Source organism: Sphingopyxis sp., assembly GCF_965227415.1.
GTDB lineage: Bacteria > Pseudomonadota > Alphaproteobacteria > Sphingomonadales > Sphingomonadaceae > Sphingopyxis.
The window spans coordinates 2,498,525-2,514,669 of sequence record NZ_OZ245749.1; the positions used below are offsets into that span (position 1 = coordinate 2,498,525).

The 16,145-nt window shown below is 65.6% G+C and carries 12 protein-coding genes; 3 read left to right on the forward strand and 9 right to left on the reverse strand.

Annotation, left to right across the window (positions count from 1 at the left end; translation table 11 throughout):
* Positions 1 to 69: 69 nt before the first annotated feature.
* Positions 70 to 2,223 (reverse strand): acylase, encoded by a 2,154-nt coding sequence (locus ACO055_RS12220; protein WP_422059155.1) that lies wholly within the window; start codon positions 2,221 to 2,223, stop codon positions 70 to 72.
* A gap of 129 nt (positions 2,224 to 2,352) precedes the next feature.
* Here ACO055_RS12220 and clpB point away from each other — a divergent pair, with 129 nt between their 5' ends.
* A complete protein-coding gene (gene clpB, locus ACO055_RS12225) occupies positions 2,353 to 4,932 on the forward strand; it encodes an ATP-dependent chaperone ClpB (RefSeq protein WP_422059156.1) in 2,580 nt (859 codons plus the stop codon).
* 54 nt (positions 4,933 to 4,986) lie between these two features.
* Here clpB and ACO055_RS12230 read toward each other — a convergent pair whose 3' ends face one another.
* The 4 genes from ACO055_RS12230 to ACO055_RS12245 form a co-directional block, all read right to left on the reverse strand.
* On the reverse strand, positions 4,987 to 5,319 hold the full coding sequence (locus ACO055_RS12230) for a hypothetical protein (protein ID WP_422059157.1): 333 nt from the start codon (positions 5,317 to 5,319) through the stop codon (positions 4,987 to 4,989).
* Positions 5,320 to 5,332: 13 nt separating this feature from the next.
* Positions 5,333 to 5,689 (reverse strand): hypothetical protein, encoded by a 357-nt coding sequence (locus ACO055_RS12235; RefSeq protein WP_422059158.1) that lies wholly within the window; start codon positions 5,687 to 5,689, stop codon positions 5,333 to 5,335.
* A gap of 33 nt (positions 5,690 to 5,722) precedes the next feature.
* Positions 5,723 to 6,058, reverse strand: a complete 336-nt coding sequence (locus tag ACO055_RS12240; protein WP_422059159.1) for a hypothetical protein — start codon at positions 6,056 to 6,058, stop codon at positions 5,723 to 5,725.
* A 119-nt stretch (positions 6,059 to 6,177) separates the two neighbouring features.
* Positions 6,178 to 7,362, reverse strand: coding sequence for an aspartyl/asparaginyl beta-hydroxylase domain-containing protein (locus ACO055_RS12245; RefSeq protein ID WP_422059160.1), 1,185 nt, complete (start codon positions 7,360 to 7,362; stop codon positions 6,178 to 6,180).
* A gap of 43 nt (positions 7,363 to 7,405) precedes the next feature.
* Between ACO055_RS12245 and ACO055_RS12250 the strand changes: the two genes are divergently transcribed.
* Entirely contained in the window at positions 7,406 to 8,431 is a 1,026-nt protein-coding gene (locus ACO055_RS12250; protein ID WP_422059161.1) for a hypothetical protein, read from the forward strand.
* Positions 8,432 to 8,865: 434 nt separating this feature from the next.
* On the opposite strand, the gene ACO055_RS12255 is transcribed toward ACO055_RS12250, so the two are convergent.
* The 4 genes from ACO055_RS12255 to xseA form a co-directional block, all read right to left on the reverse strand.
* Positions 8,866 to 11,865: a TonB-dependent receptor domain-containing protein gene (locus ACO055_RS12255; RefSeq protein WP_422059162.1), complete on the reverse strand. Its 3,000-nt coding sequence runs from the start codon at positions 11,863 to 11,865 to the stop codon at positions 8,866 to 8,868.
* Between the two features lie 265 nt (positions 11,866 to 12,130).
* On the reverse strand, positions 12,131 to 13,057 hold the full coding sequence (locus ACO055_RS12260) for a M23 family metallopeptidase (protein ID WP_422059163.1): 927 nt from the start codon (positions 13,055 to 13,057) through the stop codon (positions 12,131 to 12,133).
* A complete protein-coding gene (locus ACO055_RS12265) occupies positions 13,054 to 13,266 on the reverse strand; it encodes a DUF2093 domain-containing protein (RefSeq protein WP_422059164.1) in 213 nt (70 codons plus the stop codon). Before ACO055_RS12265 ends, ACO055_RS12260 begins: the two co-directional genes overlap by 4 nt.
* Positions 13,267 to 13,342: 76 nt before the next feature.
* Entirely contained in the window at positions 13,343 to 14,764 is a 1,422-nt protein-coding gene (xseA, locus tag ACO055_RS12270) for an exodeoxyribonuclease VII large subunit (protein WP_422059165.1), read from the reverse strand.
* Here xseA and purD point away from each other — a divergent pair.
* Positions 14,763 to 16,040, forward strand: a complete 1,278-nt coding sequence (purD, locus tag ACO055_RS12275; protein ID WP_422059166.1) for a phosphoribosylamine--glycine ligase — start codon at positions 14,763 to 14,765, stop codon at positions 16,038 to 16,040. The genes xseA and purD overlap by 2 nt on opposite strands.
* Positions 16,041 to 16,145 lie beyond the last annotated feature (105 nt).

The following is a 16,145-nucleotide window of genomic DNA, read 5'->3' on the forward strand; positions in this document are numbered from 1 at the left end:
CGAACGACCCGCGCGCGACCTGTGCCGGACGGCACGCTGTCACCGGTTTAGGGCGGCCCTTTCCGGCTTTCAAGGCCGATAGAAGCGCGCGCCGCTGGCGCGGAGTGCCGCCGGATCGAACAGCACCGGCTTCAGCTTGTGCGCGACGAACAGCGGCGCCTGGTCATTATAGTGCGGGCTGCCCGGCCGTGTCGTCGCGGCGCCGAATGGCTGGATCGATTCCGAATGCACCCGTCCCTGCGCGTCCCATGTCACGAACATGATGAAACTGTCGCCGTGACGGACCTTCAGCCGCCCATCGGGTTCGGCGTCCCACAGCGTCGACGCGCGCACCGTATCGTTGCCGCCATCGAGCGGCAGGTCGACCCGGTGTGCGCCCTCGCCGTGCCGCAGCCGCAGCACCGTGCCCAGCTTCGGGTCCAGTCCGGCGAAATGTTCCTGCAGATGATTGACTGTATCGGTCAGTATCTGGCGCGGATCGGGATCGGGCTTGCGCTGATAATGGCTGCCGTTCGCAGGGCGTAGCACCATCAGCGCCAGCGCATCGCCCCTCCCCTTGCCGTCGAGGTTCCAGTCCCATTGGCGGAGCAGGCTCTGCGCTTCGGCAAGCGCCGGATCGCCCTTGGTGTCGAGGGCGAGCAGCTTCGCCATCCACGCCTTGGCGTAGCCGGTTTTCGCATAGGCGGTGTCATATTTGATCGTCTTCAGCCGCGCTTCGTCGATCTGCCCCGGCGCTTCGAACAACTCGATCAGCCGCGTCGCGCGGTTGGTCATATCGTCCTCGACGCCGAGCAGCGGCGAAAAGGCGGCCGCGTCAAGCTCGTCGCCCGGCCCCGCCGCCACCCACGGCGTGTTGTTCGCGTTCATCACATAGCCCGAGCGCGGATTGACGAGCGCGGGGACGCGGTCGAACGGCAAGGTCTTTGTCCACACGTCCGCCGACGTGTCACCCGGCAGGATCCCGCGCCAGTTGAAGCCTGCGGGCCGATCGGGGAACATCGCATTATAGAAAAGGCCGATATTCCCTTTCGCGTCGGCATAGATGAAATTGGTCGCAGGCACGCCCTGCCCCGCCATCGCCGCGCGCCAGTCGGCGAAATCCTTCGCTTTGTTGAGGCGGTAATATTGGGTGACCATGGCCGACTGGTCCATCCCCGCATAGCGGATCGCGAACGCGCCCTTGTCGTTCTTGATCACCGGCCCGTGGACCGAGCGATAGATGGTGCGCGGCACGGGAAGAACGAACGGCCCGTATTTGACGCGCAGCCAGATGCGCTTTTCCTCGAGCGGCAACCATTTGCCGTCGAACCTGTATTTCTCGCCCGCGTCGTCGAGCACGAGCTTGTACACATCGATCAGATCGGGCCGGTTCACCGTGTTGGTCCAGCCGAGATACTTATTGTGACCAAGGAAGGGATAGGGCGCGCCGGGGAAGTTCGCGCCCGCGAAATCCCAGCCTTCGCCGCTATGGACGACCAGTTCGTACCAGGCCACGCCGCCCGTCCACGGCTGATGCGAATTGGACACGAGCCGCGTCGCACCGTCGGTCGACCGCGTCGGGGCGACCGCCATGCCGTTCGAGCCATTGGCCTCGGGGTCGCGCCCGACCGGGGTCAGTTCGCGCGGGATCGGCTTGCCCTTGGCATCGAGCGAGGGGCCGCCCTCTCGGCCAAGCGGCTTGTCCTCGGTCAACCCGCCGAGCACCGAATCGAGGCCGAAGAAGAAAGGCGAGCGCAGCACGAAGCCCGCAACGACATCCTCACCGGTCACCGGGAACAGCCCCGACATCCGCACTTCATCGGGATGCTTGTCGGCATAATGGTTGAGCCCGGCCGCATAGGCGGTGAACAGGATCTGCACATCCTTCGGCAATTGCGGCCAGTCGCGCGCGGTGGTCTTGCGGATATCGAGCAGCTGGGCCGCATAATCGACCTTCGCGCCATCGGCGCCGAGCATCGCCCCGGCGCGCCCGCGCGTCATCGCGAGCACTTCCTGCAGCGTCGAAAAATCATCCTCGGCATGGGCAAAAGCGATGCCGTAAGCGACGTCGGCGTCGGTCTTGCCGAAAATGTGCGGCACCCCGAACTTGTCACGCGCAATCTGCACGTCGGTCGGCTTGAAGGCGGGGGCCTTGGGCGCCGTGGCCGTCAACGGTTCCCATATCGCAAGGCCAATCGCGACCGCGACAAGCAAAAGCAGGAGGCCCATAAAAATTTTGCGCATCCGCTTTCCCGCTCCATGCATTATCAATCACGAAGCGACCTCATGGCGGAAAATTCGGCCGCCGAAAAGCCATGCTCTTGTGTTGCAAATGGGCAACACTATCTCTGTGCCGAGAAAGGGGCTTTCGACATGAACCTCGAGAAATTTACCGACCGCGCCAAGGGCTTCTTGCAGGCGGCGCAGACGATCGCGATCCGCATGAACCACCAGCGGATCAGCCCCGAGCATATCGCGAAGGCGCTGCTCGAAGACAATGAAGGCATGGCCGCCGGCCTGATCGCAAAAAGCGGCGGCGACGCCGCGCGCGCGGTCGCCGGCATCGACGCGCTGCTGGCCAAGGTGCCCGCCGTGTCGGGTTCGGGCGCGCAAGCGACGCCGGGACTCGACAATGATGCCGTGCGGCTGCTTGATCAGGCGGAGCAAGTGGCGACCAGGGCGGGCGACGGATATGTCACCGTCGAACGGCTGCTCATCGCGATGGTTCTTTCGGCCGGCACGCCCGTCGGCAAGGCGTTCGCCGATGCCGGCGTGAAAGCCGATGCGCTCAACGCCGCGATCAACGACCTGCGCGGCGGCCGCACGGCCGACACGGCAAGCTCCGAGGACCGCTACGAAGCGCTCAAGAAATTCGCCCGCGACCTCACCGAAGTCGCGCGCGAGGGCAAGCTCGACCCGGTCATCGGCCGCGACGAGGAAATCCGCCGCACGATCCAGATCCTCGCGCGCCGCACCAAGAACAACCCCGTCCTGATCGGCGAACCCGGTGTCGGCAAGACCGCGATCGCCGAGGGCCTGGCGCTCCGCATCACCAACGGCGACGTTCCCGACAGCCTGAAGGATCGCCGTTTGCTGTCGCTCGACATGGGCGCGCTGATCGCCGGAGCCAAGTATCGCGGCGAGTTCGAGGAACGGCTGAAAGGCGTGCTCGACGATGTGAAAGCCGCCGAGGGCGAGATCATCCTGTTCATCGACGAAATGCACACGCTGGTCGGCGCGGGCAAGGGCGAGGGCGCGATGGACGCATCGAACCTGCTCAAACCTGCACTTGCGCGCGGCGAGCTCCATTGCATCGGCGCGACGACGCTCGACGAATATCGCAAGCATGTCGAAAAGGATCCCGCGCTCCAGCGGCGCTTCCAGCCGGTGTTCGTCGGCGAACCGACGGTCGAGGATTCGATCTCGATCCTGCGCGGGCTCAAGGAGAAGTACGAGCTGCACCATGGCGTGCGGATCACCGACGCCGCGATCGTCGCTGCGGCGACCTTGTCGAACCGTTATATCTCCGACCGCTTCCTGCCCGACAAGGCGATCGACCTGATGGATGAAGCCGCAAGCCGTATCCGCATGGAGGTCGAATCGAAGCCCGAGGAGATCGAGACGCTCGACCGCCGTATCATCCAGATGAAGATCGAGGAATCGGCGCTCGGCAAGGAAAGCGACGCGGCGTCGAAGGACCGGCTTGCGACCTTGCAGGCCGACCTCGCCAATCTTGAGCAACAGTCGGCCGGGCTGACGCAAAGGTGGCAGGCCGAAAAGGAAAAGATCCACGCCGAGGCGAAGATCAAGGAAGATCTCGACGCGGCACGCAGCGCGCTTGACCAGGCGCAGCGCGCCGGCGATCTCGCGAAGGCGGGCAAGCTCAGCTACGGCACCATCCCGGGCCTCGAAAAACAGCTCGCCGACGCCGAAGCCGCGGCAGGCAATGCGATGCTGCGCGAGGAAGTCACCGCCGACGACATCGCCGCGGTGGTCAGCAAGTGGACCGGCATCCCCGTCGACCGGATGCTCGCCGGCGAGCGCGAGAAGTTGCTCGCGATGGAAAGCACGATCGCCAAGCAGGTGATTGGCCAGGACCATGCCGTCCATGCCGTCTCGACCGCGGTGCGCCGTTCACGCGCGGGCCTGCAGGATCCGAACCGCCCGCTCGGCAGCTTCCTCTTCCTCGGCCCCACAGGGGTCGGCAAGACCGAGCTGACCAAAGCGCTCGCACGCTTCCTGTTCGACGACGACAATGCGATGGTCCGCATCGACATGTCCGAATTCATGGAAAAGCACAGCGTCGCGCGGCTCGTCGGCGCGCCGCCGGGCTATGTCGGCTATGAAGAGGGCGGCACGCTCACCGAAGCGGTGCGGCGTCGGCCCTATCAGGTCGTGCTGTTCGACGAGGTCGAAAAAGCGCACCCCGACGTGTTCAATATCCTGCTCCAGGTGCTCGACGACGGGCGCCTGACCGACGGGCAGGGCCGCACGGTCGATTTCACCAACACGCTGATCATCCTGACCTCGAACCTCGGCAGTCAGGCGATCGCGGCGCTCCCCGACGATGCGCCGGTCGAACAGGCCGAGCCGCAGGTGATGGAAGTCGTGCGCGCGCATTTCCGGCCCGAGTTCCTCAACCGGCTCGACGAGATCGTGCTCTTCAACCGCCTTGCGCAGCAGCATATGGGCGGCATCGTCGATATCCAGGTCGCGCGGGTGCAAAAGCTGCTTGCCGACCGCAAGGTGACGCTCGACCTCACCGATGCCGCGCGCGCATGGCTCGGCCGCGTCGGCTACGATCCCGTCTATGGCGCGCGGCCGCTCAAGCGCGCGGTGCAGAAATATTTGCAGGACCCGCTCGCCGACCTCATCCTGAAGGGCGAGGTCAAGGACGGCGCGACGATCCGGGTCGACGAAGGCGACGGGGCGCTGAAACTCTCCCCGGCATGACAAAAGGGCGGCTCATAGGCCGCCCTTTTCTTTAGTCGCGCTCGCTTCAGCCTCTCAGCAGGTGCCCGTCGCGCGGCAATCCCCCGCCTTGCTGGCATAGGCGTCCATGGTGTCGCGCGAATCCTGGTTGCCCTGGACCCACAGCTGCTTCCACTCGTCGTTGGTGTGACAGACGCGTGCCTTTTTCACGAGCGAGCCGATTTCCTCGATCTTGCGGCATTTGATATATTGCGGATCGGTCGCCGCCAGCCCGACATTATAGGCCTTGATCTCGGCATTGGTCATCGTCGACGCCGGGCGGTCGAGCGGAGCGCGCTCGGCGCCCGACGCTGGCGCAGCCGGTGCTGTGGAAACGGCGAGTGCGAGTGCAATCACGATCTTGAGCATGGCAAAGCCCCTTCTATTGCGGCCGAATCTCGGGCCCGAGCTGGTCGGCGGGTTCGCGCGAATTGCTCCAGCCGCGCGCGACGACGTCCATCGTGTCGCGCGCGTCCTGATTGCCCTTGTCGGTGATCCGGCGCCACTCGGTATTGGTGTTGCAGACGCGCAGCTTCTTCACCAGCGAGCCGATCTGCTCGATGCGGCGGCAGCGGATATAATCGGGATCGCTCGCGGCGCGTCCCTGATTATAGGCGTCGATCTCGTCGCCCGTCATTTCCGACGGGACGCGCGCGAGTGGCGCCTCGGCCTCGGTCGCGGCAGCAACCGATGCGGCCGACAAAAGCATGACGATCCCCAGACTTGCGATTCGACGCATCTCATCCTCCCATAAAGGCACCGCGGACGGCGATCAGTTGGAGCCGCTGCCCGCCTTGCTCTGCATGGCTTCGGCGGTTTCGCGCGCGCTCGTGCTGCCCTTTTCCAGCGCAACTTTCCACTGCTCGTTGGTGTGGCAGACGCGGTTCTTCTTCACCAGCGAGCCGATTTCGACGCTCTTGCGGCACTTGATAAAATAGGGGTGGGTCGCCGGCAGCCCCTCATTATAGGCCTTGATCTCGGTCGGCGTCATCAACGACGGCGTCTTGGCCGGCGGCGCGCGATCGGCCGCGGCGGTGCTTTCCATCGCGAATGCGGCGGGAGCGGCGAACAGCGTCGCCGCGACGATTACGGGCAAAATTCGGGTCATCAAAATCCTCCTACCGCGGATCATCATCCGCAGCCTCAATGGCGCATCATATGGTTCATGCGGGCTTTCGCAAAGCTGAATTTCGGCGAAGGACAGACACCGGCCGACCAGCGCGCCCGTCAGCGCGGAACGGCATAACCCGAAGCATCAGCCGACGCGAAATAGCGCTGCAACAGGTCGCGTTCGCCCGGCGTCAGGTGCGGGTTCCACACGTCGAAGATCAGAACCGCGCGCAGATCGTCGCTGTCATTCCATGCTTCATGTTCGATCGTGTCGTCGAACGCGAAGGCCCTGCCCACGTCCCACGCGCGCGTTTCGCCGCCGACCCGAAAGCCGCAGCCGGACGGAATGATCAGCGGCAGGTGGATGATGGCGCGCGTGTTGGTAACGCCGGTGTGCGGCGGGATGCGCGTGCGCGGCTTGAGCATCGAGAAAAAGGCGCTGGGCGCGCGGCCCGGAATGCGCGCACCGGGGATGGCGGCCAGCGCCGCGGCGGTGACGGGGCAACGATCGAGCACCGGCTGGTTGGGCTCGCCATATTCCCACAGGAAACAGGCGCCCCAGTCGAGACGGTTGTCGAGATCGGTCCAGATCGATTCGGGCGTTCCGGCGTCCATCCGGACATAGGGGCGGAGCGCTTCGCCCGGATCGTCGAGCAGCGCGCAAAGCTCGCCGCGGATCGCGTCGCTCTGGGCCTCGATCTCGGCCATCCAGGGAAAATGGACGCGGTCGAAAAATTCGTCGGCCGGCAGAAAGGGGTAATAAATCCCCGCGCATTCATTCTGATAGATGCGGCGACGGCCGAGCGCGCCAGCGATGAAGGCCTCGCCCCGCCGCACTTCGGTCTCTGACAGCCCGCCCCGAATTTCGGCAAAGCTCCGCGAAGCGGCGGCGAACATGCTCCCGGTGGCGCCGTCGATGAACGCCTGCCCATGCGCAAGCAGGCGCGCGAGTGGCGGGGGAACGGGATCGAGCTGCCCGCCGAGTGCGACCGCTGCGCTCCACGCCGCAAGCGCCGCGCCTTTGTCGCCGAGCGCCTCGTGCCGCTCGGCCTTGCGAATCCAGGCCATCAGGTCGCGGCGGTCGATGGCCAGCGCTGCGTCGAGCGCGTCAAGTTCGCGGCCCTCGTCGCCCAAGGCGCGCCACGCCGACGCCAGATTTCGCTGGAGCGCTCCCGAGCGCGGGTCGGCCGCGGCCGCGGCGGAAAAATGATCGGCAGCGGCTTGCGGATCTCCCGATTGCAGCGCCGCAATACCCAGGCGATTCGCGTCGGCGGCAGAGGCGGGCGGGGTCGCGCTGGTCATGGCCATGCTTGCCATTGGCAAGGGCAATCGGCAAGGTCGATTGATGACCGCAGAGCCTTCCATCGCTGCCATAATGGGCGACGCCGAATGGCTCGCCCACCGATACGATCCGGGCCACGATGCCTTCCACTTTCGCCGCGTGGCGCGCGAAGCGCGAGCAAGGGTTCCGTTCCTTACCGATTTGCATCTGGGCGAGGAAAACACACCCGTCGTGCTGAGGCGAACCGATTGCCGTGGCGCCGCGAAATCGCCCGAACCGCCGATCCATTTCCTGTTCCATTCGGCCTATTGCGCGTCGACGATGCTCGTCCAGGCGCTCGACCAGCCAGGCGTCGCGACCGGCCTGTCCGAACCGGTATTGCTGAATGACATGGTCGGATGGCGCCGCCGCGGCGCCGATCCGCGTGAGCATGGCCGGGTGATGGACGACGCGCTCGCCATGCTCGCGCGCGGGTTCGAGGCAAGCGAAGCCGTGATCGTGAAGCCGTCGAACATCTTCAATCCACTCGCGCGCGGCGCCCTGATGCTGCGGCCGCACGCGCGCGCCGTCCTGCTTCATGCGCCGCTGCGTGTTTTCCTGCTGTCGGTCGCGCGCAAGGGCATGTGGTGCCGGCTCTGGTGCCGCGAGCTTCTCGAATCCTATCTTGCCGACGGATATGTCCAGCTGGGTTTCGAACCGCGCGACTATTTCCGCCAATCGGATCTGCAGGTCGCTGCCGTCGGCTGGCTCGCGCAGCAACAGGCCTTCGCTGCGCTGATCGGCTGGGCCCCCGACCGGATCGCGTCGCTCGACAGCGAAACGCTGACCGCCGACCCCGTCGCCGCCGTCGGTGCGGCGATGGCGCATTACGGCCTTGCAGGGGATCGCGATGCCATGGCCGCCCACCCCGCGCTCGGCCGCAACAGCAAGTCGGGTGCCGCTTTCACCGCTGGCGAGCGACAGCGCGATCTTGCCGTCGCCGAAGCGGCCTATGGCGAAGAAATCGATCAGGTCGTCGGTTGGGCCGAAGTCCTTGCGGCGCAAGCCGGCATTCCGCTCGTCCTGCCCGCGTCGCTACCGATCGGCTGATCCCGGTCCCCGATCTGGCCCCTGCTCCCTTTCCGTCGTCACCCCGGCCCCTTCGACAGGCTCAGGACAGGCTTGATCGGGATACATCCCATTGGAGCAAATATATGTTCCCCCGCGAAGGCGGGGGTCCAGCTTCGACGCGAAGCGTCGAAGGGCGCGATGCCGTGCGTCTTTCGTTGTCGCTGGACCCCCGCCTTCGCGGGGGACCACCCGTTCCTTGTCCCAGTCGGATAATTGCCCACTTGATCCGGGGTCCCGCTCTTTCTTGAGATGGCGGCCCCCGCGTTCAAGCGGACCCCGGATCAGACCTGTCTTCAGCCTGTCGAAGGGTCCGGGGTGACCAAGACGACCGCGCATTTCTCGATGTCTTCGGGACATAGAAAAAGGGGCGGACATTGCTGTCCGCCCCCAAATCCTGTCGAAGCGTGAAGCGACTAGAACTTCAGCTTTGCCGACACTGCAAAGCGACGGCCCAGCGCGTCGTACGACGACGGGAAGGTGTTGCCGCTGTTGTAGGTCGTCGAACCGATCGTGTTGCCGACGATCGGCGGCTTCTGGTTCAGCAGATTCTGCACGGTCGCCGTGAAGGTCAGATTCTCGCTGATGTTGAAGCGCGTCGTCAGGTCGAAATAGTGATGCGCCTTGATGTGGCGGAACGCCGGATCGACCGAGTTGGCGCTGCCGCCGTCGTCGATGATCTGCTGCGGTTCGAAGTTCATCGCATCCTGCCAGCGCCACAGCAGCGAGACGTCGACCTTGTCAAAGCCCAGCGTGAAGCGGTTCGAGAACTGATATTCAGGCTGGAGCGAACCAGTGAACGAGCAGTTGACGCTGTAGTAGCCGACGCATTCGCGGTTCAGCGACGCCGGGTCAGCAGCGTTTGCCTTGAACTTCGAGCTGTGCGTCCAGTTACCGACGAACGACCAGTCGAGGCTCGCGAAGCCCAGATCCATGTTGTAGTTCATGATCAGGTCGACACCGTCGGTGAACAGACGGCCCTGGTTGTTCGTGGTACCGAACAAGCCACCGGTCGTTGCCGGGTCACCGTCGAGGCCACCCGTGATCGGGTTACGGCGGATCGACGTACAAGCCGGATTGGTTGCGCTGCTGGCATCAAGACCCAGGAAACAGGCATTGATGATGTCGCCCGGAAGCGGCACGCCCAGAACGTCGGTGACCGTGATGTTGTAATAATCGACCGACACGTTGAAGCGCGGCAGGAAGTCGGGCTGCCACACCAGACCGAGGGTCCAGGTGTTTGCCTTTTCCGGCTGCAGGTTCAGGTTACCACCGGTGGTGATGTTCGCCTGGGCTGCGGTCGGATTGGTGATCGAACCGATCGTGCCGACCGGCGCGCCCTGTGCAATACAGACGGCGCGAAGATTGGCGTTGGTCGTCGGTGCGGCACCCGAGCAGGGGTCGATACCAAGGTTGGTCAGGCCAACCGAGGTCGGCGTGAACAGCTCGCCGATGTTCGGGGCGCGGACGGCGTGGCTATAGTTGCCGCGGAACTTGACGCCAGCGCCCGGTTCCCAGCTACCGCCGGCCTTCCACGTGGTGGTGTTGTACCCACCGGCACCCTGAATGCTGTAATCCGAATAACGGATGCCGGCTTCGAGGGTCAGGCTTTCGAAGAAAGGCTTGTCTTCGATCAGCGGCGCGACGATTTCGGCATAAGCTTCATAAACGTCGTAGCCACCGTCGATGTCGGGAGCCGCACCGCCGGCGCCGCCGAGTTCACCCGGGGTCTTGGCGAGAAGATCCGCAGCCTGCTGTGCCTTGTACTTGCGATATTCGGCACCGATCGCGAAACCGATCGGCTGAACGGCGCCCGGCGAAGCGAAGCCGAGATCGCCCGAGATGATCGCGCGTGCCTGAGCCAGCGAGGTACGGTTGGTCGACGAGCTGTTTTCCGACAGATAGTCGGCCATGCCAGGCGTGATCGAGCCTTCCGGACCAAAGAGGTTGACGGGAACGCAGGCCGCGTTGCCGCTCTGGCAGGTCGTGGTGTTGTTCGCCAGCGACGCTTCGCGGAAACGCGACTGCAGCGTGTAGTTCTTGATCGTCTGGATATTCTCCGATTCGCCATAGGCGCCTTCGATGTTCCAGTCGATCGTGTCGGTGATGCCGCCACGAGCGCCGACGCGATAGTCGAAGAAGGTCGTCTGATAGTCGCTGATGCGCGGCCCGACTTCCGGGGTACGGCGGTTCAGCGTGACGGTGACTTCGCGATAGGCTGCATCGGTACGACCCGTTGCGGCTGCCGCTGCGGTACATTCGCCCGGCGTGAAGCGCGGCGTGTAGACACCGGCGGTCGTCGACGTGTTGAATGCGCAGAACTGGTTACGCAGGGCGGTAGGCAGATACGGGTTGTTCAGGTTGATCGTGACGGTACCGCCGAACGCACCCGACGGCGCGATGATGGTCGACACGCTGTTCTTCGAGAACATGCCGCGGGTATAGACTTCGACCGCATCCGACACTTCGTAATTCGCCTGGCCATAGATGTTATAGCGCTGGAACGGCGTCTGGAAGATGTTGAACGGGTTGAAGTTGTAGGTCGCGAAGGTACCGACGGCCTGACCGGCGGCGTTCACCTGGCGCACGCCGCCATTGACGACGGTCGGATCAAGGCTCGGCTGGCCCGTGAGCGGATCGATCGGACGAGTGCCCGAGAAGCGCGACGGAACCGAAGTGCCCGAACCCAGGAAGGTGTTCGAATAGCTGTCGAGCGTGTTGTTCGAGAACGGACGGTCGCCCTGATAGACAGCGTCGGCCTGCTGATAGCCGATGCTCAGCACGGCGTTACCGCGGCCATCGTCGAAGTTCGCACCGATCGTCGCGTCGATACGGAAGACATTGCCGTCGCCCTTCTCGGTGATCTGTTCCGAAGCCGTGACTTCCAGACCTGCGAAATCGCGCTTGGTGACGAAGTTGACGACGCCGGTGATGGCGTCCGCACCATAGGTGGTCACCGCAGCGCCGGTCAGCGCGTCGACGCGCTCGATCAGGGCCAGCGGGATGTTGTTAAGGTCGACGCGGCCGTTCACGTCCGACGGAGCAACGCGGTTGCCGTTCAGCAGGACGATGTTGCGGGTCGAGCCGAGGCCACGAAGATCGACGTACGAACCGCCGGTGTTGCCGTTGTTGACGGCCGAACCCATGTTCGGAACGACGCCGGGCAGTTCGCGCAGGACTTCTTCCGCAACGTTCGACTGCTTCAGCTCGATGGCGTCCGAGGTGGTGACGTTGACCGGAGTCGACTGTTCGAGGTTCGGGTTGCGGATCAGCGTACCGGTAACGACGATTTCAGAGCTCGTCGTTGCCTCTTCGGCCGGCGCGTCCTGCGCAAAGGCAGGAGCCGAAACCAGCGCGACGCCCAGAACGAGCGGTGCGGCGCTGAGCTTCAGCTTGGAATATTGGGTGGTTTTCACAGTGCAGTCCCTTGCTACTGATGGTGATGATACCCGGACCCCCAATGCAACGGCAGGACGCCGACGCACAGATGCCCCGATAGCGTGCGGGATGAGGCCTCATTCATGTCGAGTAAAGGGAATTTGCCGCGAGTCCGGCGGTTTCGGCATGCATTGTGACGTATTTGCAACAACCGCGAGACTCGGCGAAATTCTATGATGCTGCGCTGCGGCATTCGCGACATTTTGTTTCAAGCGTAACGAAATCCTTCGCCTTTGCTGCCGATCAGCCGCCGATCGGTCCCGCCAGTTTTCCCGGGTCGAGCCGCGCGTCGCGCCACTTGAGGCCCCAGTGCATATGGGGGCCCGTCGCGCGCCCGGTCCGGCCCACCGTCCCGAGCGGCTGCCCCTGGACGACGCGGTCGCCGACCTTCACGTCGAGCCGCTGGCAATGAAGGAACGCGCTCGACAATCCCATCCCATGATCGACGATCAGCAGATTGCCCTCGAGCGTGAAGGGCGCCGCAGCCGCGAGCGTCACGACACCGTCGGCGGGCGCGACGAAGGGCGTGCCGGCGGGAACCGCAATATCGGTGCCGCCATGATAGGTACCGGGCTTGCCCTGATACACGCGCTGCGATCCGAAGAAGCCCGACAGGCGCCCGGTCACTGGCCAGCGAAATTTCTGCTTCCAGCCGCCCGAATCGGCAGCGACAGCGCGCGCCGCTGCGATCTGCGCGAGTTCGGCGGGGCGGCGCTGTGCAAAATCGGCGTCGCTCGCTGCGCTCCCGCGATAGGGCGCGTTAATATATTCGATGCGCCAGGTGCCGGGCGCAACCGCGAGCGGATGCGCGACGACGCGCCCATTGGCGAGCGTCGCCACCAGCTGCGCCGTCGCGGGCGCATCGCGGTCGAAGGCGATCAGGAACTGGCCATCGTCGGCCAGCGGGATTGCCGCGCCATCGAACGTCACCGTCTGCGCGCCGGTCGGTGCCTGCGCCTTCAGCGCGCGCCCCTGTTCCGGACTGCCGAAGAGGATGAAATCCGGATAGGCCACCGGAGCGTCCTGGACGGGCTCGGCCGCCACCGCGATCGGTCGCTCGGGCGGGACAGCCGGCGCAGCAGGGGCCTTCGCGGCCGGGACGCAGCTCGCCGCGACAACCAGCAACGGCAACGCAACCGGATAGCGAAGCCCGAAACGTCCGAAAATCATGCCTTGCGCGCGTCGTCCAGAGCGGCCTGCACCGAAAGCGCGGCGGTCGCATAGGGCTCCTGCCGCGCGACCGACCAGTAACGAAGCTCTTCGAGCCCGATCGGCACCCCGCTCACGGCGCACAGCACATGGTCGCCGGGCGACAGGACGCGGAACCCATTGGGTCCGTAGTGCAGGCGGGCAAGGCGGTTGCGGCTGGCGATCAGCATGATTCAAGGTCCGTTCGTGCGTCAGTCATTGCGCTGCTTATAACAGCAAAGCGCCGCGCGGCCACCCCCGCAGCGGTCAGAACAGCTCCCCCTGCCCCCGCTTCGGCGCGGCCGGCGGCGGCTTGCGGACAGGCTTCGGCGTCGACACCGGCGCATCGCTCCCCGCCACATGGACCGCGACATCGCCATCGGCGAACTGCAGCCGCAGATGTTCGGCGCCGCGCGCGCGGTCGGCGGTGGCGACGATCGCTCCATCGGCATCGCGCACCATCGCATAGCCGCGCGACAGCAAGGCGCGCGGATCGAGCGAGCCGAGCAGCCGCCCCAATCCCTCGAGCCGCGCCCGGTCGCGGTCCCAGCGCCGCGCAAGCAAGGCGGGCCGTAGCGCCGCCGATCGCGTCGCAAGCCGCTCGGCCACGACCACGAGCCGTTGCCGCTGCCCGCGATCGAGCCGGTCGCCACTGTCGTCGAGCCGCTGGCGCTGCGGCGCATAGAGCGCCTCGCGTTTCGGCAGGTGCCGCGCGAGCGCCGTCAGCCGCTCGCCGCACAGCGCCTGTTGGCGGGTCGCCGCGCCGATCATCCGTCCGTTCCAGGTCGCAAGCTGCGCCTGCAGCTCGGCGCGCACCGGCACCGCCATTTCGGCCGCCGCTGTCGGCGTCGGCGCGCGCACGTCGGCGACATAATCGGCGAGCGTCACGTCGGTCTCGTGCCCCACCGCGCTGATCGTCGGGATGCGGCAGTCGGCGATCGCGCGCACAACGACTTCCTCGTTGAACGCCCACAGATCCTCGATCGACCCGCCGCCGCGCGCGACGATCACCAGATCGGGAAGCGGCACCGGGCCGCCCGGCTGCAGCGCATCGAACCCGCGCACGGCGTTGGCGACCTGCGCCGCCGCGCCGTCACCCTGCACCAGAACCGGCCACACGATCACCCGCGTCGGACAGCGGTCGGCAAGCCGATGCAATATGTCGCGGATCACCGCGCCGGTCGGCGAGGTCACTACGCCGATCACCTGCGGCAGATAAGGCAGCGGCTGTTTGCGATTCTGGTCGAACAGCCCCTCGCCGCCGAGCCGCGCTTTCAGCTTCTCGAACAGCAGCATCAAGGCGCCTTCGCCCGCGACCTCGAGCGTATCGACGACGAGCTGATATTTGGAGCGACCGGGATAAGTCGTGAGCTTGCCCGTCGCGATCACTTCGATCCCGTCCTCGGGCCGGAAGGCCAGCCGCGCCGCCTGTCCCTTCCACATCACCATGTCGATCAGCGCATTATCGTCTTTCAGCGCCGCATAGAAATGCCCCGATGCCGCGCGCTTCGTACCCGACAACTCACCCCGCACGCGCACGCGCGCGAAGCCGTCCTCGACCGTCCGCTTGATTGCTGCCGATAATTGGCTGACCGATAGCGGGGGAACATTGTCGCCGGGCGACGCCTCGGCTAACAGCCGCGCTTCGGTGCCATCGTCGGACGCCGGATCGGGAAAAGGGACTGCCATGAATATCCTGCTCATCGGGTCGGGGGGCCGCGAACATGCGCTGAGCTGGCAACTGGCACAATCGCCAAGCTGCGCCAAGCTCTATGCCGCGCCCGGCAACCCGGGGATCGAGATTTACGCCGAATGCGTCCCCGTCGCCGCCGACGACATCGACGGGCTGATCGTTTTCGTCAAAGCGCATCGCATCGACTTCGTCGTCGTCGGCCCCGAAGCCCCGCTCGTCGCCGGACTTGCCGACCGCCTTCGCGAGATCGGCATCGCGACGTTCGGTCCTGGCGCGGCCGCCGCGCGGCTCGAGGGGTCGAAAGGCTTCACCAAGGATCTCTGCGCGCGCGCCGGCATCCCGACCGCCGCCTATGTCCGCTGCACCAGCGCCGACGAAGCGCTCGCAGTGCTCGAAGGCTTCACGATTCCGGTGGTCATCAAGGCCGACGGCCTTGCCGCGGGCAAGGGCGTGATCATCGCCGAGACGCAGGCCGAGGCCGAAGCGGCGATCGACGATATGTTCGACGGCACGTTCGGGAGCGCAGGCGCCGAAGTCGTGATCGAGGAATTTATGACCGGCGAGGAAGCGAGCTTCTTCGCGCTCTCCGACGGCACGAACGTGATCGCGTTCGGCAGCGCGCAGGACCACAAGCGCGTCGGCGACGGCGACATCGGCCCGAACACCGGCGGCATGGGCGCGTACAGCCCCGCCCCGGTCCTGACCGCCGACCTCGAAGCGGCGGTGATGGACCGCATCATCCGCCCCACGGTGGCGACGCTCGCGGCCGAGGGCACACCCTATGTCGGCGTGCTGTTCGCCGGGCTGATGCTGACGAGCGAAGGCCCGAAGCTGATCGAATATAACGCCCGCTTCGGCGACCCCGAATGCCAGGTGCTGATGATGCGCTTCAAGGGCGATTTCGCCGCGCTGCTCCATGCCGCGGCGACCGGCACGCTTGCCGATGCGGGGCCGCCGGTCTTCGCGCAGGATTATGCGCTCACCATCGTGATGGCAGCCAAAGGCTATCCGGCCACCCCCGAAAAGGGCGGCGCGATCCACGGGATCGCCGACGCCGAAGCCGGCGGCGTGCGCGTGTTCCACGCCGGCACTGCGCGCCAGGATCGCACCCTTGTTGCCGCCGGCGGCCGCGTCCTCAACGTCACCGCGACCGGCAAAAGCGTCACCGAAGCGCAGGCGCGCGCCTACGCGTCGGTCGACAAGCTCGATTTCCCGGGCGGTTTCTGCCGCCGCGATATCGGCTGGCGCGAAGTCGCGCGCGAAGCGGAATAGGCCGCCGCACCCGGGGCTGGACGGTCCACGGCGCAGCCGATATCTGGGCCATAGCATGTGTCCCCGCGAAGGCGGGGGCGCACACCTCGGTTCGGCGACAGGGAG